The organism is Staphylococcus caeli, from assembly GCF_900097965.1.
Lineage (GTDB): Bacteria > Bacillota > Bacilli > Staphylococcales > Staphylococcaceae > Staphylococcus > Staphylococcus caeli.
Genome location: NZ_FMPG01000001.1, coordinates 337706 through 358381, shown reverse-complemented (window position 1 = coordinate 358381; position 20676 = coordinate 337706). Strand labels below are relative to the sequence as shown.

Here is a 20676-nt window from a genome sequence, read left to right as displayed (position 1 = left end):
AACACCCCTTAAGCTCTATTGTTCATATTATAAGATTTTTTATATGTTTTGCCTTTCATTTTACCATAATGCTGCTTAATACGCGTATAGAGATAATAGATAATCTCTGCACATAATATACCAAATGCAATTGCACCAGAGATCAATGTAACCTCTAAAAATGTATTTACAGCGTGTGTATATTGATTACTTACTAAGAAACGTGTAGCTTCATAAGCTAAGCCACCGGGAACAAGTGGAATTATACCAGGTACAATAAAGATAATAACGGGGCGTTTGTATCTTCTACTCATAACATGACTCATAATGGCTAGTATAAAACTACCTAAAAATGATGCCAATACTTTACCTAAATCAGCATCAACGGATAATTTATAGATAATCCATCCCATTGCACCAACGAAGCCGCATGCTAAAAGGAGGCGACGTGGCGCATTAAATAAAATTGAAAATAACATTGACGCAAAGAAACTAATTATAAATTGTAATAAGTAATAGACAATGCCCATGAAAGCACTCCTTTCCTAAAAGATTAATAATACGATGGCAACGCCAGCTCCGATTGCAAATGATGTTAAAGCCGCTTCTACTCCACGAGACATACCAGCAATGAGTTCGCCCGCCATTAAATCACGTATAGCATTTGTAATGAGAATCCCAGGAACTAAGGGCATGACGCCAGCAATGGTTATAATATCTTGATTCTGCGTCCAACCTATTTTTGTGAAAAAGGCGGCGATTGCAATAACAACAGCTGCACTTATAAATTCCGAGAAGAATTTAATTTGAATATAACGTTGGACATAACTAAAAGTTAAAAAGGCACCAGCACCAGCTATGATGGCAAATATAAAGTCATTGATCACACCGCCAAACATGAATAGGAAAAATCCGCAGGCTATGGCTGCTGCTACAAAGTTTGTTATAGAAGAATACTGTAATGATGCATGATGTAAATGAATGAGTTCGGATTTTGCTTCATCTATATCAAGTTGATTGCTTGAAATTTTTCGTGAAAGGCTATTCGTCAAAGCGATTTTTTCTAAATCAGTTGTACGTTCACGAATTCTGATGAGGCGTGTATTCGTACGATTATTTAGTGAAAAGATAATTGCAGTTGACGTCACAAAGCTATATGTATCATCTAAACCATAACTCGCAGCAATACGTGTCATCGTATCTTCCACGCGATAGGTTTCAGCACCGCTTTCAAGTAAAATTCTCCCAGCAATTAGAACGACATCTATAACCTTATCTTCGTCAATAATCGTTATCGAATCTGACATAGCTTTGAACCTCCTTTTTGATTAATAGAACAATTGAAAGTTTACAGTGTCGCATGAAAACTTTCAATAGTGATGATTAGGGAAATGTGCCTTATCAGTATTTAAAATCACAAAAGTATATTAAATTTATGTTGTTGTTAGTTTTTGACAATACACTGGCAGGGGCCTAGAGAGTATGACAGTAGGGAATTCATAGTTTTTTAATGTATGACTAATTTTATTATTGCTAATTGTTTCGAATAAATTGAAAAAATATTTTATTGAGTAATATAAAAATCATTATGGCGCCGCAGAGCAATTCACTAATTTTATGTATGTAAATTCAAATATTTACAACAAAAAACTACCAACAAAATGCAGCTTATGTTGGTAGTTTTACTGTTTATTTTATAATTTAACGATTGGATTAAACATGACTTGATTGCGACCTTCATTTTTAGCCATGTGTAGCATATCATCGGCAATTTTAAATACTTTGCGCTGAGATTTATAATCTTCAGTTGTAAGATAACCAACACCGATGGATACTGATAATTTAATAACTTCTTTATTTGGAAGGTGGAAGGTAGATTGTTCTACACCTCCGCGAATACTTTCGCTTAATTTAACACATTGATCTAATGTGTAATCGTATAACACAATAGAAAATTCCTCACCGCCGTTACGGTAAATACTGAATTGTTGAGGAACATAGTTTTTAAGTAACTGTGCCATTTGTCTTAATACGGCATCCCCAGCTTTATGTGAGTAAGAATCATTCACATCTTTAAAACCATCAATATCAATTAATAGTAGACCTAGACTCTGATTGTTTTCTTCAGAAATACGAGCTGTTTCATTTAAATGTCTATCGAATTCTTTAACGTTTCCTAAACCTGTTAAGTAATCAATTTTATCTTCATTTTCATAACGATTTACTAATGAGAAGAAGTGCCAAATATCAACAAACGTGATAGAAGAAGTAATCGTTAATACAAAGGATATTGGTATTAAAAATAAAACTTCGGTAACATCGTAATAAGGACTAATCAAAGATAAGATTGCAAAAATAACCAATGTTATAGCATTTAGAATTTGCAGTGATATAATATCGTTTTGTTTAAGGAATGGGCCAATTGCACCTACGATGACTGCGATGACAATTAGAACAATTGCTGTAATGAAAGTGTAATCTCCAATTAGCAAATTCACCAAACCAACAACAATTGCCGATAATACTGTATAAAACATATTTGTATATCTACCTAAAAATAAAATTGGAACAAAGGATAAGTAGAGCGCATATTCATTAAATAAAGGGACTGGATAAGCAGATAGTAAAAGTGCGACAATGGTCATTAGTACAGAAACATATTCTTTTGAGAATATCATGATTCTATTCTCTGAATATTGTAGGCGGTGGAATAGATAGATTCCTGCCACTGTTACAGAGATATTATAGATAATAGCTTCAAACATTTATTCTTTACACTCCTTTAGATCAACACTTAGCTATTGTAAGTGAAAACTTACAATTTGTCACCAAGATATAAATAGAAATTTATAACATTTGCTTAACATTCATGTTAAAATAATTTCTTAGTGAATATTAAAAGTTTCACATGTTTCCAAATTAATCAATGCATATACTATTTCAACTTACCTATTATCGCACTTCAAGTTGTATAAGTAAAAGTGTATAGGGTATGATAGATATAAATTAATTATTATAAGATACACTTCAATCATATGAATGGAACATTATTGAAAGTGTATGAGCAAAGTTATTTTAATATAATTTCTAGAGTGATTTTTAATACAAAAACTTTAATTTAAAAAATAAAGAAGTTAAATAATGAAGGTGAACTGATGTATACGTTATTACTAATCATTTTTTCAATGATTGTCAGTTTAATACTTACCCCAATAGTTATAAAAGTTTCGCATAAATTAGGTATTGTAGATCAACCGAATTTTAGAAAGGTGCATACAACACCCATTTCCGTATTAGGTGGCACGGTCGTTCTTTTATCATTTTTATTAGGAATTTGGCTTGGACATCCTATAGAAACGGAAGTCAAACCTTTAATTATTGGTGCAGTATTAATATATTTGGTTGGACTCATAGATGATATTTATGATTTGAAACCAGTTTTAAAATTATTAGGTCAAGTGATTGCGGCCATAGTTGTCGTATACTATGGCGTGACTATAGATTTTATTTCCTTACCGATAGGACCAACAATTCACTTTGGTGTACTTAGCATTCCAATAACAGTGATTTGGATTGTTGCAATTACCAATGCAATTAATTTAATTGATGGTCTAGATGGCTTAGCTTCAGGAGTTTCAATGATTGCGTTAATGACGATTGGATTCATTGCCATACTGCAAGCCAATATATTTATTATTATGATTTGCAGTGTTTTAATTGGTGCTTTGTTAGGATTTTTATTCTTCAATTTTCATCCAGCTAAAATTTTCCTGGGAGACAGTGGGGCATTACTTGTAGGATTCATCGTAGGATTTTTATCGTTACTTGGTTTTAAAAACATTACGTTTGTATCGTTATTCTTCCCGATTGTTATTTTAGCAGTGCCATTTATAGATACGTTATTTGCAATGATTCGTCGTGTGAAGAAAGGTCAACATATCATGCAAGCAGATAAGTCACATCTACATCATAAATTTTTAGAATTGGGCTATACACATCGTCAAACGGTATTATTAATTTATTCAATCGCAATACTCTTTAGTTTATCTAGTATTATATTGTATTTATCGCAACCGTGGGGCGTACTGATGATGCTTATCTTGATATTAATTACAATTGAGCTCATTGTAGAATTTACAGGTTTAATCGATGATGATTATAGACCATTATTAAAACTCATTGAAAATAAAGAACGACATAAAGAAGACCGTCACGAATCATAGTGATGTCTAAAAAGCCAGACAAGTCATGAATGAATATTCAAAGACTTGCCTGGCTTTTTAGTGTACCCAATTACTTTGTATTAATCATTTGAAATATCAAATGGTAAGCGCATAGCATCACCTTCGTCTAAATCATAATTTCCAGATGTAGTTCTGTTTAGAAAATCAATAAACGTCGAATAATCTGTTACCACCACATCAATATGATAACTCACTTTATCCGTATAATTTTGCTCGCGTAATAAGAATGGGGTGCTTTCAAGTTCATATTCAAATTTTCCAGTTAAATCATAGCTGATTGTCACCGTCGTAGGAATTGCCGGACGCAAAGCGACTCTACCTGTATCATAGATAACATCTCTAACTGCGCCACTGTAAGCGCGAATCAATCCGCCACCACCGAGTTTAATGCCACCGAAATAGCGTGTTACTACGACACAAACATTATGAATTTCGAGTTTTTTGAGGATTTCTAGCATGGGTACACCAGCTGTACCACTTGGTTCGCCATCATCATTTGCTTTTTGAATATTCATTTGATCGCCTACTGTGTAAGCAGAACAATTATGCGTAGCTTCACGATGCTCTTGCTTAACTTGATCTATAAAAGCTTTAGCTTCATCCTCTGTTTCGACAGGTTTAATATGTGCAATAAATCGTGATTTACTAATAACATTTTCAATCATATGTTCTTTTTTAATTGTTATAATTGATTCTGACATGCAACGTCACTCCAGTTGTATATTCGAAATTAATTGGCGATAAAACTAATTTTAGTATCTTTTATTATACACGGAAAGACAACGCTGTATAAATGTAAAAATGAATTTTCTTTTAACTAAAAATAAGGTATCATAGTTGTGAGTATAATTGAGGAGGATTTTGATGAAGATTGCCGTCTTGACAGATTCAACGAGTTATCTATCTCAAACTTTAATAGACAAGTATAATATAAGGATTGCACCGTTAAGCGTGACGTTTGATAGTGGTGAAAATTTTGTTGAGAACGCATCCATATCGACAGATGAATTTTACGAACGGATGAAAACATCTGCAACAATCCCAACGACAAGCCAACCTGCAATTGGTGATTTTTTAGAACACTTTGAACAACTACGTGAAGAAGGCTATACAGATGTGATATGCGTATTCCTTTCATCAGGTATTAGTGGTTGCTATCAAACTGCTACACAAGCAGGCGAAATGGTGGACAATATTGAAGTGCATACTTTCGATTCCAAGTTAGCTGCAATGGTCGAAGGTGCATATGTATTAAAAGTAATTGAAATGATTGAACAGGGCTATGAACCAACTACAATATTAGATGAATTGCATGAAATTCGTAATCGTACAGGTGCAGTCTTAATGGTAGATGATTTGAAGAATTTACAAAAAAGTGGACGCATCACGGGTGCACAAGCTTGGATAGGTACAATGTTAAAAATGAAACCAGTACTGAAGTTTGATAATGGGAAAATTGTACCAGATGAGAAAGTAAGAACTAAAAAGCGCGCCTTACGTAAAATGATTGAAAAAGTAATAAACGAAGTGAAAGACCTAGAAACAGCGACACTTTTTGTGATTGAAGGCGATATTGCTGAAGATTCAGATTGGGTACAACAAGAATTAGAAGCAAACTACCCTCAATATAATGTTTATCGTTCCAGTTTTGGTCCAGTTGTTGCAGCACATTTAGGTTCAGGTGGTATAGGTTTAGGTTATTTCGGGAGCAAACTTCGTACGAATTAATAAATTAATGCGAGCAAGCGCATGTTGAATGAGCAATGAAATTGATGTTTATTCAAATTCGATGGTTCAAGATAACGATGTTTAAAATTATGATTCAGGTTGAGACAATGTTTAAGGTCTCAACCTGATTTTTTTAGGAGGAAATACAGTAAAATACTATGGAAGATTGATTAACGATCAAAGTAAATTAACTGATGAATCTATTGAGAACGTAACAACTGGAATTATAAAACAAAACAAGCAGTGGGTTTGCCAACAATGTCATACATCTAGACCTGAACATTTTTATAGTTACTATGCACCCATGCTAAATAAAAAGGTCGTCTATTGTAGAAATTGTATTTCATTAGGAAGAATGGATAATATTAACCAAATTGTAATCACAAAGTCCAAAAGGAATATTTCCCAGGGAATATATCAATTATCATTTCAGCTCTCAGAACAACAATTGTTTGCATCAACTGCAATTCTAAATGCACTAAAACATTTTGATTCAAAAGTACTGTATGCAGTAACTGGAGCCGGTAAGACAGAAATGATATTCGAAGCGATTAGTTATGCAAGACAACAAGGTTATAATGTAGCGATAGTATCACCAAGGGTAGATGTAGTCATTGAAGTGGGTTTAAGGATACAAGATGCATTTAAACAAGAACAAATTGATATACTCTATCAAGGTCAACCTCAAAGATATAATGGTCATTTTGTAATCGCCACAGTGCACCAACTCTATAGATTTAAATGTCATTTTGATTTCGTCATTGTTGATGAAGTGGATGCATTTCCATTAACCATGGATCCAACATTAATGGACGCAATTAAGCACGCCTCTAAGCAAAGATACTGTCATATCTTCATGACAGCCACACCGCCTAAAGCACTCTTACAAAAAATGAAACCTGAGCACATTATCACTTTACCTGCACGCTTCCACCGTAATCCTTTACCAGTACCTCAATTTAAATATTTCAAATTAAAACCACATACAATGCAATGTAGAATAAGCAATTTATTTAAGCAGCAAATTGATAAAAGACACTATACACTAGTATTCTTCGATAATATTGAGCTCATGAAATCATGCTATAGCATATATAAAACACAGTTTGAACATTTGGCTTATGTATATAGTGAAGATACCTTACGTTTTGAAAAAGTAAATGATTTAAGGAGGGGTAAATATCAAATTATGTTTACCACGACAATTTTAGAAAGAGGATTTACAATGGCTCACCTTGACGCTATCGTATTGCAAAGTCAAAATTTTGAAACAAGTGCATTAGTGCAAATTGCTGGCAGGGTTGGAAGAAAGTGTGAGGCGCCAAATGGACGTGTAATATTTTTTCATGAAGGTATTACGCTTAAAATGATAAAAGCACGCAGAGATATTATGCATATGAACCGACTAGCCATGCAAAAGGGGTGGGTTGATGCCTAATTGTATACAATGTCATAAACTATTTATTGACCCCTTTAATGCCCTTACATTTTATAGAAGGCCTGCCAAGCTATGTGAGCAATGCACAAATCAGTGGAAAGAGATTGCATTAAAATTAACGTTACAGCAACGTTGTTCGAAATGCTTGAAATTATTGGAGAAAACAGAAAGTGTTTGTTTAGATTGTGCTTTTTTGTCACAACAATATCCATTAATGCACCAATTGTATTGTGATTTCAAATACGATGGTATTATGAAGCAGCTCATGCATCAGTATAAATTTATGAAAGATGTTGCAATTAGTGATGTGTTTGCTACACGATTACGGTTACCACGTGGGCCATATGACGTCATTATACCCATACCATCACCTTACGAAAGAGATTTAGAGCGTACTTTTAATCCGGTTGAAGTAGTGTTAAAAAAAATGAAAGTGAATTACGAACAACTATTAGTGACTAGGGTAAGGCCAAAACAATCACTTTTAGGTAAACAGCTAAGGGCTAGGCTAGATAATCCTTTTGAAATATCAAAAAGTGCAGATTTAGAAAATAAATATGTTTTACTTGTAGATGACATCTATACTACGGGCATAACGGTTCATCAAGCGATTGCCAAACTCTCTGTTAGAAAAATCAGAAAATTCGATGTGTTTACGTTTGCACGGTAGGATAAACGTGGTATTATATTAATAAGCAATATTACCAATATATAGGTTTTAAAGGAGTCGATAGTTATGATCAGATTTGAAATTCACGGGGAGAACCTCACTATTACTGATGCGATTCGCAACTATATTGAGGAGAAAATTGGTAAATTAGAGCGTTATTTCAACGATGTGCCAAATGCAACTGCACACGTTAAAGTGAAAACGTATCACAATTCAGCTACTAAAATAGAAGTAACGATTCCATTGAAAAATGTCACTTTAAGAGCTGAAGAACGTCACGATGATTTATATGCTGGTATTGATCTAATTAATAGTAAACTTGAAAGACAAGTTAGAAAATACAAAACACGTGTAAATCGTAGAAGTAGAAATCGTGGTGAGCAAGAAGTATTTGCTTCATTACCTGAAGAGAACGAAGCGGTTGAAATACAAAAAGAGGCCAATGAGCCTGACAATGAAATTGAAATCATTCGCGCTAAAAATTTTAGCTTGAAACCAATGGATTCAGAAGAAGCAGTACTTCAAATGGATTTATTAGGTCACGATTTCTTTATTTTCACAGACCGTGAGACAGATGGTACAAGTATTGTATATAAAAGAAAAGATGGAAAATACGGACTTATTGAAACAACTGAATAAACATCAGTTGAATTGAGTCAAAGTTGCATCATCAATATAGCGTTCACGATTAAGTAAAATCGTGGACGCTCATTTTTTGCTATGTTACTATAAAATAATTTGAAAGTGATGTAGGTATTTGTGTATATTTTTATTGAGTAAGATTTAAAATAATACTGTTAAAATAAAGAACAAAGTAACTGAAATCAAGCGTTTTTTTCACCGTTACATGAATCATAAGTCAATAAGTGTAAATTTTAGCTTATAAATGATAATATAAATTGTTGTAAGCGAAGAGTTATAAAGCTAAAGGAGCGAACAAAATGGGTTTTTTATCAAAAATTGCAGATGGCAATAAAAAAGAAATAAAACGCCTTGGTAAATTAGCCGACAAAGTCCTTGCATTAGAAGAGGATACGTCGATATTAACTGATGAAGAAATAAAAGCGAAAACAAAATCATTTCAAGAAAAATTACAAGCTGAAACAGATATTAAAAAACAAAATAAAATATTAGATGACATTTTACCAGAAGCATTTGCGCTCGTAAGAGAAGGCGCAAAACGCGTATTCAACATGAGTCCATATAAAGTGCAAGTTATGGGTGGTATCGCAATTCATGGCGGCGATATTTCTGAAATGAGAACCGGTGAAGGTAAAACGTTAACGGCAACGATGCCAGTATATCTAAACGCCCTAACAGGCCGTGGTGTCCATGTCATCACAGTCAATGAATATTTATCTAGTGTACAAAGTCAAGAAATGGCTGAACTGTATGAATTTCTTGGCCTAACTGTAGGTTTAAACTTAAATAGTAAAACAACGACTGAAAAACGTGAAGCATATGCGTGTGATATAACATATTGTACAAATAACGAACTTGGTTTCGACTATTTACGTGACAATATGGTGAATTATGCTGAAGAACGTGTCATGAGACCGTTAAACTTTGCAATCATTGATGAGGTCGATTCAATTTTAATCGATGAAGCACGTACACCATTAATTATTTCTGGCGAAGCGGAAAAATCGACATCACTTTACACGCAAGCAAATGTTTTTGCTAAAATGCTAAAAAATGAAGATGATTACAACTACGATGAAAAAACAAAAGCAGTTCAGTTAACAGAGCAAGGTATCGACAAAGCAGAACGTATGTTTAAAATAGATAATTTATACGATGTTAAGAACGTTGATGTGATTAGTCATATCAATACTGCCTTACGTGCACATGTTACGTTACAAAGAGACGTAGACTACATGGTGAATAATGGAGAAGTATTAATCGTTGACCAATTTACAGGTCGTACGATGCCAGGTCGTCGTTTCTCTGAGGGCCTGCACCAAGCTATTGAAGCTAAAGAGGGTGTGAAGATTCAAAATGAATCAAAAACTATGGCATCAATCACATTCCAGAACTATTTCAGAATGTATAACAAATTATCAGGTATGACAGGTACTGCTAAAACTGAAGAAGAAGAGTTTAGAAATATTTACAATATGACAGTAACTCAAATCCCTACCAATAAACCTGTGCAACGTGTAGATAAACCGGATTTAATTTATATTAGTCAAAAAGGTAAATTTGATGCAGTTGTAGAAGAAGTGATTGAAAAACATAAAGCTGGTCAACCTGTGCTTCTTGGTACGGTTGCAGTTGAAACAAGTGAATACATTTCAAATCTATTGAAGAAAAACGGTGTACGTCATGACGTTTTGAATGCTAAAAATCATGAACGTGAAGCGGATATTGTCGCAGGTGCAGGTCAACGCGGTGCAGTAACTATTGCTACCAATATGGCCGGTCGTGGGACGGATATTAAATTAGGAGAAGGCGTCCAAGAGCTTGGCGGTTTAGCCGTTATTGGTACGGAACGTCATGAATCTCGGCGTATAGATGATCAGTTACGTGGGCGTTCTGGTCGTCAGGGTGATAAAGGTGACAGCCGTTTCTATTTATCATTACAAGATGAGCTGATGGTACGTTTCGGTTCAGAACGTTTGCAAAATATGATGAACCGATTAGGCATGGATGATTCTACACCTATAGAGTCTAAAATGGTTTCACGTGCGGTTGAATCTGCGCAAAAACGTGTTGAAGGTAATAACTTTGATGCACGTAAACGTGTACTTGAATATGATGATGTACTACGTAAACAACGTGAAATTATTTATAACGAACGTAACAGTATTATTGATAGTGATGAGAGTGGCGAATTAGTCGAAAACATGCTTCGTTCAACTTTAGATAGAAGTGTACGTTATTATGTAAGTGAAGAAGCTGACGAACCAGACTATGAACCATTTATCAATTATGTAGACGATGTCTTTTTAAATGAAGGTGACTTAAAAGTTGAAGATATTAAAGGGAAAGATAATGATGATATCTTTGAGTTTGTTTGGAATAAAGTCGAAATTGCATTAAAAAATCAAAAAGAGAAGATTGGTACACAATTTGATGAATTTGAGCGTATGATTTTACTACGTTCTATCGACACACATTGGACAGATCACATCGATACAATGGATCAATTAAGACAAGGTATACACTTACGTTCTTATGGTCAACAGAATCCTCTTCGTGATTATCAAAACGAAGGACATCAACTATTTGATACTATGATGCAAAATATCGAAGAAGATGTGAGTAAATATATCTTGAAATCAGTCGTTTCTGTTGAAGATGATGTTGAAAGAGATAAACAAACTGATTTTGGAAAAGCTGAGCATGTTTCAGCGGAAGATGGTAAAGAAAAAGCAAAAGCCGAGCCATTTGTTAAAGATGAAGATATTGGCAGAAATGACCCATGTCCGTGTGGCAGCGGTAAAAAATATAAAAACTGTCATGGTGCCTAAAATTTAAGTTGAGTTATATATGTTATAAAGCCGAGAGATATGATAGGACACTATCATTTGCTCTCGGTTTTGTTTTTTTTAAAATACAATAAAAAATTTGAGATTCTTACTTGGAAAATGATTAATGTTGAAAACAACGTGCGTAGTTCTGTACAATAGTTGTAAGTATAAAAGATAATTACAAACAAATGTGTGCACACGTTTTTAAGAATATAGGAGAGATGCAAATGGAATTATCGGAAATTAAACGTAATATAGATACGTATAATGAAAAATTAGAACAACTTAGGGGGTCTCTTTGACTTAGAAGAAAAAGAGACGAATATTCAAGAATATGAAGAAATGATGACCGACCCATCATTCTGGGACGATCAAGACAAAGCTCAAGATGTGATTGATAAAAATAATGCGTTAAAAGCAATTGTTAATGCTTTTCGCAATTTAGAAGCATCGATAGAAGACATGGATACAACAAGAGCATTATTGCTTGAAGAAGAAGATCAGTCTATGAAGCAAGATTTAGAACAAAGTGTTCATGATTTTAAAGATGAACTTGATCAATTTGAATTACAAATGCTACTTGATGGGCCGTATGATGCGAATAATGCCATTATAGAACTACATCCTGGTGCAGGCGGTACAGAATCTCAAGATTGGACGAATATGCTTTTGAGAATGTACCAACGTTATTGTGAGCAACAAGGATTTAAGATTGAAGTAGCTGATTATTTACCAGGAGATGAAGCTGGTGTTAAAAGTGTAACGCTCATAATTAAAGGACATAATGCATATGGCTATCTGAAGGCTGAGAAAGGTGTACATCGCTTAGTTCGTATCTCGCCATTTGATTCATCTGGTCGTAGACATACGTCTTTTGCTTCATGTGATGTTATTCCACAATTTAACAATACTGAAATTGAAATCGAAGTTAATCCGGATGACATTACAGTAGATACATTTAGAGCATCAGGTGCTGGTGGTCAGCATATTAATAAAACTGAATCTGCTATTAGAATTACGCATCATCCTACAGGTATTGTCGTTAACAACCAAAATGAACGTTCGCAAATTAAGAATAGAGAAGCGGCTATGAAGACATTGAAGTCGAAGTTATATCAATTAAAGATTGAAGAACAAGAGCAAGAAATGGCGGAAATTCGTGGTGAACAAAAAGACATTGGTTGGGGTAGTCAAATTAGATCGTATGTTTTCCATCCATATGCGATGGTTAAAGATCATCGTACCAATGAAGAATCTGGTAAAGTAGATGCAGTTATGGATGGGGATATCGGTCCATTTATCGAAGCCTATCTGCGTAGTCAGATGGATCATAAAGCCAACAAAATAATAAAAGAGTAGACGTAAATGACTTTTAATTCAGTCTTTGTATGGCTACGACTACTATTTAAATTAAAACAACGATTCGTAGTTGATACGGATTGTTGTTTTTCATAATCGGAATGGAAATTAAACAACTTCGTTATTGATGTATATATAATTTCATAAACTATATTTATTAGCTGTGGAAAATAATTAAGAATAAATGTAAAATGCAAATATTAATATTACATTGCTTTTTACCTTAAATAGACGAAATGTATAATTATCAGTGATACCAAGCGTTTCAAGTACTTTTTTTATGAAGTGAAATTGATTGAAAATACAAACTTGACCGTTGTGTTACAGAATAATAACATTTCTCAAACCCTTTTTTCGTTGTGCTATAGTATTTTTGATTAAATACGAATGAAAAGGATGGAAATACGAATGAAGAAAGGTTTAACATTTTCTATAACAACGGCAGCTTTGTTTTTTGGTTATAATGGGATTGCTTCTGCAGACCAAATCCACACAGTAAAAGAAGATGCTAAATTAACAGATATAGCACAAGCATTTGCAACAACGACAACAGAAATTCAAAATTTAAATCAATTAAATGGTAGAGATTACGTAACTTTGGGAGAACAAATTACATTACCAGATTCTGATATCGTAGAGGTTAAATCCGGGAATACAGTTCAAAGTATTGCTGCACAACATAATTTAACGGTAGCTGCAATTTATCAATTAAATCCGAATTTAGGAGAAGTAATTTATCCAGGTCAACTGATTGCAGTTTCAGATAAAGGTTCAGCACATATAAACAATCAGTTACAACAAATGTTTAATATGCAAACTGAAAGCCAAGATAATCAACAAATAGCTGATTATCATAATCAATCTGAACAAGTGACATCAAATAGCCATAACAGTACATCATCTGTAGTAAGACCAAGTGCTACGCAAACATGGACAACAGTAACAAATGATACACCAAACCAACAATACGTTGAGCAAAGTTCATCATATAATACAACGGCAGTTCAAACACGCCCTACACAGCACGTTTCAAACGGCAGTAACTATTACGATTGGGGACAATGTACATATTACGCCTTCGATCGTCGCCAACAATTAGGGAAATCTGTCGGTAATTTATGGGGAAATGCAAACAACTGGGCTTCTGCAGCGCGACAAAATGGTTATCAAGTAAATCATACACCTGAAGTAGGTGCTATATTCCAAAGTTCGGCAGGTAGCTATGGACATGTAGGTGTTGTAGAACGCAAAAATGCTGATGGCTCTATCGTAGTATCAGAAATGAACTGGCAAGGCGTAGGCAAAAAGTCATATAGAACTGTTCATAACACTGGTCAATATAACTATATTCACTAGTAAACATTTATACTAGGGGTATAGAATTTGTATAAAACTAGTTTTAGAGGCTGGGACATAATGTTTGTCTCAGCCTTTAATTGTATTCAATATCAAATGATTAAAAAGTTTGTCAATTTATAGATAGATTTTAAATGAAAATCTGTACAAATAATGATATTGGTAGGACATTTGTAGTGTTGAGTGATATTATGAAACAAAGTATAATCATTCATTAACAAGGAGGCGATGTCATGGGTGTACATCAATATTTTAAACGTTTATCTGATTTAGAAAAATTAATCAGATTACCAGGGAAATTTAAATATTTTGAACATAACGTCGCTGCACATTCATTTAAGGTGACGAAAATTGCTCAGTATTTAGGAACAGTTGAAGAATATCATGGTAATGAAGTCGATTGGAAAAGTTTATATGAAAAAGCCTTAAACCACGATTTTGCTGAGATATTTACTGGAGACATTAAAACACCAGTAAAATATGCGAGTGGAGAATTGAAAAAATTGTTCTCGCAAGTAGAAGAAGAAATGGTTGATCATTTTATCAGTGAAGAAATACCAGAGCCATATCAAGATATTTATCGCGAAAGACTGCAAGAAGGCAAAGATGATTCACTAGAAGGGCAACTACTTTCAGTGGCAGACAAAATTGATTTATTGTATGAGACGTTTGGTGAGATTCAAAAGCGTAATCCAGAACAGTTATTTTTCGAAATTTATGAGATGTCGCTCGAGACAATTATGCAGTTTGACCATTTAAGTTCCGTTCAAGATTTCATTGATAATATTATTCCAGAAATGTTAACAGAAAAGTTCATTCCAAGATCAGAATTACGAGAAACAACGATGGCTATTTTAAATAATAGGAATGGGTGAAATTAATGATTTGGTACGTTCTCGCATCTTTTTTTCCTTGTGTCCTAGTAGTACTGTTAAGCGTATTAACAAGGAACAAGTGGGTGGGCACCATACTTACACTTATCATAATTGGTGCTTCAGTTGAAAAAGGCTTTTTCCATAGTGAGTGGATTATTTTTATAGACGTTGTCTCTTTGCTTGCTGGTTATCTAATTATTGATCAGCTAGAGTTACATAAAAAAGAAGATGACTAAACATTAAGTATCGAGCAACCTAATTGCTATAATCAAATATGAGATTTATAATTATATGACTTCAAGATAATAGAAGAAAGTATGATGAAAATCAAAAATTTACAAACATGGTGAATAACTGTGTTTGTTTTTCGTTATAAAGTGAAGTTAATTTATTGCGAACAAATGTTTGCTTTCTTGTTCGCTAATCTGTTAAAATATGAAACAAGTATAAGAAAGTATTTGAGCCGCACATAAAAATTAAGCGCATATGTGAATGTATATAAATATGTGATAAAAATGGTGTTCATAGGTTCGTCACGAGAGAGATTAAATGGGAGGCGTATGTCATTATGGAGCATTATCCATTCGAGCTGCATTCTAATTTTGAACCGCAAGGGGATCAACCAGAAGCGATCAAAAAAATCGTGAAAGGTGTAAATGAGGGGAAAAGACACCAAACATTACTTGGTGCAACAGGTACCGGTAAAACTTTTACCATGAGTAATGTTATAAAGCAAGTTGGTAAACCTACGTTGATTATCGCACATAATAAAACGCTAGCTGGTCAGTTATATAGTGAGTTTAAGGAATTTTTCCCTGAAAATAGAGTAGAATACTTTGTCAGTTACTATGACTATTACCAACCAGAGGCCTATGTCCCTTCAACAGATACATTTATTGAGAAAGATGCATCCATTAATGATGAAATAGACCAATTAAGACACTCAGCTACTAGTGCATTGTTTGAACGAGATGATGTTATCATCATTGCAAGTGTTAGTTGTATATACGGTTTAGGTAACCCGGAAGAGTATCGCGACTTAGTGGTAAGTGTACGTGTAGGTATGGAAATGGATAGAAGTGAGTTATTGAAAAAATTAGTGGATGTTCAATATACAAGAAATGACATCGACTTTAGACGTGGTACATTCCGTGTTAGGGGAGATGTAGTTGAAATTTTCCCAGCTTCTAGAGAAGAAATGTGTATCCGTGTTGAATTCTTTGGTGACGAAATTGATCGTATCCGTGAAGTGAATTACTTAACAGGAGAAGTATTGAGAGAACGCGATCATTTTGCTATATTCCCAGCATCTCACTTCGTTACACGTGAAGAGAAAATGAAATCGGCGATTCAAAGGATTGAACAAGAATTAGAGGAACGTTTAACAGAATTACGTTCAGAAAATAAACTGTTAGAGGCACAACGTTTAGAGCAACGTACGAATTATGATTTGGAAATGATGAGAGAAATGGGCTTCTGTTCAGGTATAGAGAACTATTCTGTGCATTTAACGTTACGTCCATTAGGTTCAACTCCATATACATTATTAGACTATTTTGGTGACGATTGGCTTGTGATGATTGATGAATCGCACGTTACATTGCCACAAATTAGAGGTATGTATAATGGCGACCGTGCACGTAAACAAGTGCTTGTCGATCATGGTTTCCGTTTGCCAAGTGCATTAGATAATAGACCGTTAAAATTCGAAGAGTTTGAAGAAAAAACAAAACAATTTGTCTATGTATCTGCCACACCAGGACCTTTTGAGTTAGAACATACAGATGAGATGGTGCAACAAATTATTCGTCCAACTGGATTACTCGATCCTAAGGTAGAAGTGCGACCTACAGAAAATCAAATTGATGACCTACTCGGTGAAATTCAAGATCGTATTGATAAAAATGAACGCGTATTGGTGACTACATTAACGAAAAAAATGAGTGAAGATTTAACGACATATCTTAAGGAAGCAGGTATTAAAGTTAATTACTTACATTCAGAAATAAAGACGTTAGAACGTATTGAAATCATACGTGACTTGAGAATGGGAACGTATGACGTTATTGTCGGTATTAACTTGCTGAGAGAGGGTATTGATATACCAGAAGTTTCGTTGGTTGTTATTTTAGATGCAGATAAAGAAGGCTTTTTACGTTCACAACGTTCATTGGTACAAACAATTGGACGTGCTGCTCGTAATAGTAGTGGTGAAGTTATTATGTATGGTGATAAAATTACAGATTCTATGCGCTACGCATTGGATGAAACAGAAAGACGTCGTTCCATTCAAGAAGCATATAATGAAAAACACAACATAACACCAACTACAATTAATAAAAAAATACACGATGTTATCAGTGCAACGGTAGACAATGATGAAACGAATGAACAACAACAAACTGAAGTACCGAAGAAAATGACGAAAAAAGAACGCGAAAAAACAATTGCAAATATAGAAAAAGAAATGAAGAAGGCAGCAAAAGATTTAGATTTCGAAAAAGCAACAGAATTGAGAGATATGTTGTTTGAATTAAAAGCAGAAAGGTGAAGCATATGAAGCAACCATCCATTGTAGTTAAAGGGGCACGTGCCCATAATTTGAAAGATGTTGACATCACAATTCCAAAGGATAAGCTCATTGTTATGACAGGCTTATCAGGCTCAGGAAAATCATCATTGGCGTTTGATACAATCTATGCCGAAGGTCAACGAAGATATGTAGAATCACTTAGTGCATATGCTAGACAGTTTTTAGGACAAATGGATAAACCTGATGTAGACACTATTGAAGGTCTTTCTCCTGCCATTTCAATTGATCAAAAAACAACAAGTAAGAACCCAAGATCAACAGTTGCCACGGTGACAGAAATTTACGATTATATTCGTTTACTATATGCACGTATTGGAAAACCATTCTGCCCAAATCACGGTATTGAAATCAAATCACAAACTGTTCAACAAATGGTTGATCAAGTACTGAAATTAGAAGAACGTTCCAAAATTCAAATATTGGCACCCGTTGTTACGCATAGAAAAGGTGCGCAAGAAAAACTTTTTGACGACATTGCCAAAAAAGGGTATGTACGTGTACGTGTAGATGGCGAAATTTCTGATATAAATGAAGTGCCAGCTTTAGATAAAAATAAAAATCACACAATCGAAGTTGTAGTGGACCGTTTAGTAGTGAAAGAAGGCATAGAAACACGTTTAGCCGATTCTATAGAAACGGCATTACAATTATCAGAAGGTACATTGGTGGTAGATATCATTGGAGGAGAAGAATTGAAATTCTCTGAAAATCACGCTTGCCCAATATGTGGATTTTCAATTGGTGAATTAGAACCGCGTATGTTTAGTTTTAATAGTCCATTTGGTGCTTGTCCAACTTGTGACGGTTTAGGTCAAAAACTCATGGTCGATTTAGATTTAGTAGTACCAGATGCAAGTAAGACATTAAATGAAAATGCCATCGTAGCATGGGAATCTTCTAGTTCTGATTTTTATCCAACGATTTTAAAACGCGTCTGCGAAGTCTACAAAATAAACATGGATAAACCATTTAAAAAATTAACTGACAGACAAAAAGATATCATATTATATGGTTCAAAAGGTAAAGAGATTGAATTTACATTTACACAACGAAACGGACAAACACGCACACGTAAAATGGAGTTCGAAGGTGTCGTAAATAACATTAATAGAAGATATCATGAATCTCCGTCAGAATTAGTTAGAGAAATGATGAGTAAATATATGACGGAATTACCATGTGAGACGTGTCATGGTAAACGTTTAAGTCGCGAAGCGCTATCTGTGTTTGTAGATGGTATGCACATCGGTGACGTTGTTGAACGTTCAATTAAAGATGCGTTACATGCATTTGAACATATTACTCTGACAGAACAAGAACAAAAGATTGCAAATCAAATTTTAAAAGAAATCAATTCAAGACTAGAATTTCTATATAACGTGGGACTTGAATACCTAACATTAAATCGTGCATCTGGTTCTTTATCAGGTGGGGAAGCACAACGTATACGCTTAGCGACACAAATTGGTTCTAGACTGTCAGGTGTTCTTTATGTCTTAGATGAACCATCAATAGGATTACATCAACGTGATAATGATAGATTGATTAACACGTTAAAAGAAATGCGTGATTTAGGAAATACATTAATCGTTGTCGAACATGATGATGATACAATGCGTGCTGCCGATTATTTAGTTGATGTAGGACCTGGCGCAGGTGAACATGGCGGGCAAATTGTTGCTAGTGGTACTCCAAAAGAAGTAATGGCTAACAATCAATCACTAACTGGACAATACTTAAGTGGTAAGAAACGTATTGAAGTGCCAGAAGCTAGAAGAGAGATTACAGACCGCAAGATTTCGATTAAAGGTGCATGTAGCAATAACTTAAAAGGTATCGATGTGGATATTCCATTATCTACAATGACAGTTGTGACAGGCGTATCAGGCTCAGGTAAAAGTACATTAGTAAATGAAGTACTTTATAAATCTTTAGCTAAGCATATTAACAAATCCAAAGTGAAACCTGGCGAATACGATGAAATTAAAGGTATTGATCAATTAGACCGCATTATAGATATTGACCAATCGCCTATTGGACGTACACCTAGATCCAATCCGGCAACGTATACGGGTGTGTTTGACAATATAAGAGATATTTTTGCCCAAACCAATGAATCCAAAGTGCGTGGTTATACAAAGGGTCGCTTTAGTTTTAATGTTAAAGGTGGTCGTTGTGAGGCTTGTAAAGGTGATGGCATTATAAAAATAGAAATGCACTTCCTACCAGACGTTTATGTACCATGTGAAGTCTGTGGAGGTACACGATATAATCGCGAAACACTTGAAGTCACTTACAAAGGAAAGAATATTGCAGATATTTTAGCTATGACGGCTGAAGATGCTACTACTTTCTTTGAAAATGTTCCAAGAATACATCGCAAATTAAAAACACTTGTTGATGTTGGGCTTGGTTATGTCACATTAGGTCAACCAGCTACGACGTTATCAGGTGGGGAAGCACAACGAGTGAAGCTCGCATCAGAACTGCATAAACGTTCAACTGGCCGTTCAATTTATATTTTAGATGAGCCTACAACAGGTTTGCATGTGGATGATATTAGTAGATTGTTGAAAGTATTAAACAAACTTGTAGAAAATGGAGATTCTGTCGTAATTATTGAACATAATTTGGATGTAATTAAAATGGCGGATCACATTATTGATTTAGGACCTGAAGGTGGCGATGGTGGTGGTACTGTTGTTGCTACAGGTACACCTGAAGAAATTGCTTCTGTCGAAGGGAGTTATACAGGTCAATATTTAAAACCTGTACTTGAAAGAGACACGGTCAAACATTAACGTATTTGTTGTTATAGGATGACTGATATAAATATGAATTGTTGCTTTAACATAAGCTCCTACAATGCGTATGAATTTTCATATACGTATATTGTAGGAGTTTTTTGAACTATAAAATTAATAGCCTACAAATATAGCACTAGTAGATTCAAAATGCTCA

The 20676-nt window shown here is 34.4% G+C and carries 16 protein-coding genes; 12 read left to right on the top strand and 4 right to left on the bottom strand.

From position 1 onward, the window contains the following. Positions 1-8: 8 nt before the first annotated feature. The 3 genes from BJS11_RS01735 to gdpS all read right to left on the bottom strand — a co-directional run bounded on the left by BJS11_RS01735 (position 9) and on the right by gdpS (position 2744). Complete coding sequence (locus BJS11_RS01735) at positions 9-509, bottom strand: threonine/serine exporter family protein (RefSeq protein WP_374699924.1); 501 nt, start codon at positions 507-509, stop codon at positions 9-11. Between the two features lie 15 nt (positions 510-524). Then, positions 525-1286 (bottom strand): threonine/serine exporter family protein, encoded by a 762-nt coding sequence (locus tag BJS11_RS01730; RefSeq protein WP_069994406.1) that lies wholly within the window; start codon positions 1284-1286, stop codon positions 525-527. A gap of 387 nt (positions 1287-1673) precedes the next feature. Then, positions 1674-2744, bottom strand: coding sequence for a GGDEF domain-containing protein GdpS (gene gdpS, locus BJS11_RS01725; protein ID WP_069994407.1), 1071 nt, complete (start codon positions 2742-2744; stop codon positions 1674-1676). Positions 2745-3134: 390 nt separating this feature from the next. Here gdpS and BJS11_RS01720 point away from each other — a divergent pair, with 390 nt between their 5' ends. After that, positions 3135-4202 carry a glycosyltransferase family 4 protein gene (locus BJS11_RS01720; protein ID WP_069994408.1) on the top strand — a complete coding sequence of 356 codons (1068 nt, stop codon included), beginning with the start codon at positions 3135-3137 and terminating at the stop codon, positions 4200-4202. A gap of 80 nt (positions 4203-4282) precedes the next feature. Here BJS11_RS01720 and BJS11_RS01715 read toward each other — a convergent pair whose 3' ends face one another. Further along, on the bottom strand, positions 4283-4924 hold the full coding sequence (locus tag BJS11_RS01715; RefSeq protein WP_069994409.1) for a YigZ family protein: 642 nt from the start codon (positions 4922-4924) through the stop codon (positions 4283-4285). A 163-nt stretch (positions 4925-5087) separates the two neighbouring features. Between BJS11_RS01715 and fakB1 the strand changes: the two genes are divergently transcribed. From fakB1 to uvrA, 11 genes are all read left to right on the top strand, one after another. Further along, positions 5088-5951, top strand: a complete 864-nt coding sequence (gene fakB1, locus BJS11_RS01710) for a fatty acid kinase binding subunit FakB1 (protein WP_069994410.1) — start codon at positions 5088-5090, stop codon at positions 5949-5951. 166 nt (positions 5952-6117) lie between these two features. Beyond that, complete coding sequence (locus BJS11_RS01705) at positions 6118-7389, top strand: DEAD/DEAH box helicase family protein (protein WP_081333049.1); 1272 nt, start codon at positions 6118-6120, stop codon at positions 7387-7389. Further along, the gene (locus BJS11_RS01700; protein ID WP_069994412.1) at positions 7382-8059 is read left to right on the top strand and encodes a ComF family protein; all 678 of its coding nucleotides are present in this window, start codon (positions 7382-7384) and stop codon (positions 8057-8059) included. The genes BJS11_RS01705 and BJS11_RS01700 overlap by 8 nt, the downstream gene beginning before the upstream one ends. A gap of 66 nt (positions 8060-8125) precedes the next feature. Beyond that, a complete protein-coding gene (hpf, locus tag BJS11_RS01695) occupies positions 8126-8698 on the top strand; it encodes a ribosome hibernation-promoting factor, HPF/YfiA family (RefSeq protein WP_069994413.1) in 573 nt (190 codons plus the stop codon). 302 nt (positions 8699-9000) lie between these two features. Further along, positions 9001-11532, top strand: a complete 2532-nt coding sequence (secA, locus tag BJS11_RS01690; RefSeq protein WP_069994414.1) for a preprotein translocase subunit SecA — start codon at positions 9001-9003, stop codon at positions 11530-11532. A gap of 227 nt (positions 11533-11759) precedes the next feature. After that, positions 11760-12891, top strand: a protein-coding gene (gene prfB / locus BJS11_RS01685; RefSeq protein ID WP_142351546.1) for a peptide chain release factor 2 whose coding sequence is annotated in 2 segments (ribosomal slippage) — positions 11760-11831 and positions 11833-12891 — 1131 coding nt in all. Because the reading frame shifts where the segments join, the coding sequence is not laid out codon by codon here. A 408-nt stretch (positions 12892-13299) separates the two neighbouring features. Next, the gene (locus tag BJS11_RS01680) at positions 13300-14247 is read left to right on the top strand and encodes a COG3942 and LysM peptidoglycan-binding domain-containing protein (protein ID WP_069994416.1); all 948 of its coding nucleotides are present in this window, start codon (positions 13300-13302) and stop codon (positions 14245-14247) included. A gap of 233 nt (positions 14248-14480) precedes the next feature. Next, positions 14481-15122 (top strand): YfbR-like 5'-deoxynucleotidase, encoded by a 642-nt coding sequence (locus BJS11_RS01675; protein WP_069994417.1) that lies wholly within the window; start codon positions 14481-14483, stop codon positions 15120-15122. A gap of 5 nt (positions 15123-15127) precedes the next feature. Next, a complete protein-coding gene (locus BJS11_RS01670) occupies positions 15128-15358 on the top strand; it encodes a CsbA family protein (protein ID WP_069994418.1) in 231 nt (76 codons plus the stop codon). Positions 15359-15687: 329 nt separating this feature from the next. After that, the gene (gene uvrB / locus BJS11_RS01665; RefSeq protein ID WP_180365205.1) at positions 15688-17673 is read left to right on the top strand and encodes an excinuclease ABC subunit UvrB; all 1986 of its coding nucleotides are present in this window, start codon (positions 15688-15690) and stop codon (positions 17671-17673) included. A 5-nt stretch (positions 17674-17678) separates the two neighbouring features. Beyond that, positions 17679-20516, top strand: coding sequence for an excinuclease ABC subunit UvrA (gene uvrA / locus BJS11_RS01660; protein ID WP_069994420.1), 2838 nt, complete (start codon positions 17679-17681; stop codon positions 20514-20516). Positions 20517-20676 lie beyond the last annotated feature (160 nt).

Bases quoted from the DNA above. Each gene is read 5' to 3' on its own strand.
- fakB1 (WP_069994410.1), top strand. From the start codon at position 5,088: ATGAAGATTGCCGTCTTGACAGATTCAACGAGTTATCTATCTCAAACT.
- BJS11_RS01675 (WP_069994417.1), top strand. From the start codon at position 14,481: ATGGGTGTACATCAATATTTTAAACGTTTATCTGATTTAGAAAAATTA.
- BJS11_RS01735 (WP_374699924.1), bottom strand. From the start codon at position 509: ATGGGCATTGTCTATTACTTATTACAATTTATAATTAGTTTCTTTGCG.
- BJS11_RS01730 (WP_069994406.1), bottom strand. From the start codon at position 1,286: ATGTCAGATTCGATAACGATTATTGACGAAGATAAGGTTATAGATGTC.
- gdpS (WP_069994407.1), bottom strand. From the start codon at position 2,744: ATGTTTGAAGCTATTATCTATAATATCTCTGTAACAGTGGCAGGAATC.
- secA (WP_069994414.1), top strand. From the start codon at position 9,001: ATGGGTTTTTTATCAAAAATTGCAGATGGCAATAAAAAAGAAATAAAA.
- BJS11_RS01715 (WP_069994409.1), bottom strand. From the start codon at position 4,924: ATGTCAGAATCAATTATAACAATTAAAAAAGAACATATGATTGAAAAT.
- BJS11_RS01680 (WP_069994416.1), top strand. From the start codon at position 13,300: ATGAAGAAAGGTTTAACATTTTCTATAACAACGGCAGCTTTGTTTTTT.
- uvrA (WP_069994420.1), top strand. From the start codon at position 17,679: ATGAAGCAACCATCCATTGTAGTTAAAGGGGCACGTGCCCATAATTTG.
- BJS11_RS01720 (WP_069994408.1), top strand. From the start codon at position 3,135: ATGTATACGTTATTACTAATCATTTTTTCAATGATTGTCAGTTTAATA.
- hpf (WP_069994413.1), top strand. From the start codon at position 8,126: ATGATCAGATTTGAAATTCACGGGGAGAACCTCACTATTACTGATGCG.
- BJS11_RS01700 (WP_069994412.1), top strand. From the start codon at position 7,382: ATGCCTAATTGTATACAATGTCATAAACTATTTATTGACCCCTTTAAT.
- BJS11_RS01670 (WP_069994418.1), top strand. From the start codon at position 15,128: ATGATTTGGTACGTTCTCGCATCTTTTTTTCCTTGTGTCCTAGTAGTA.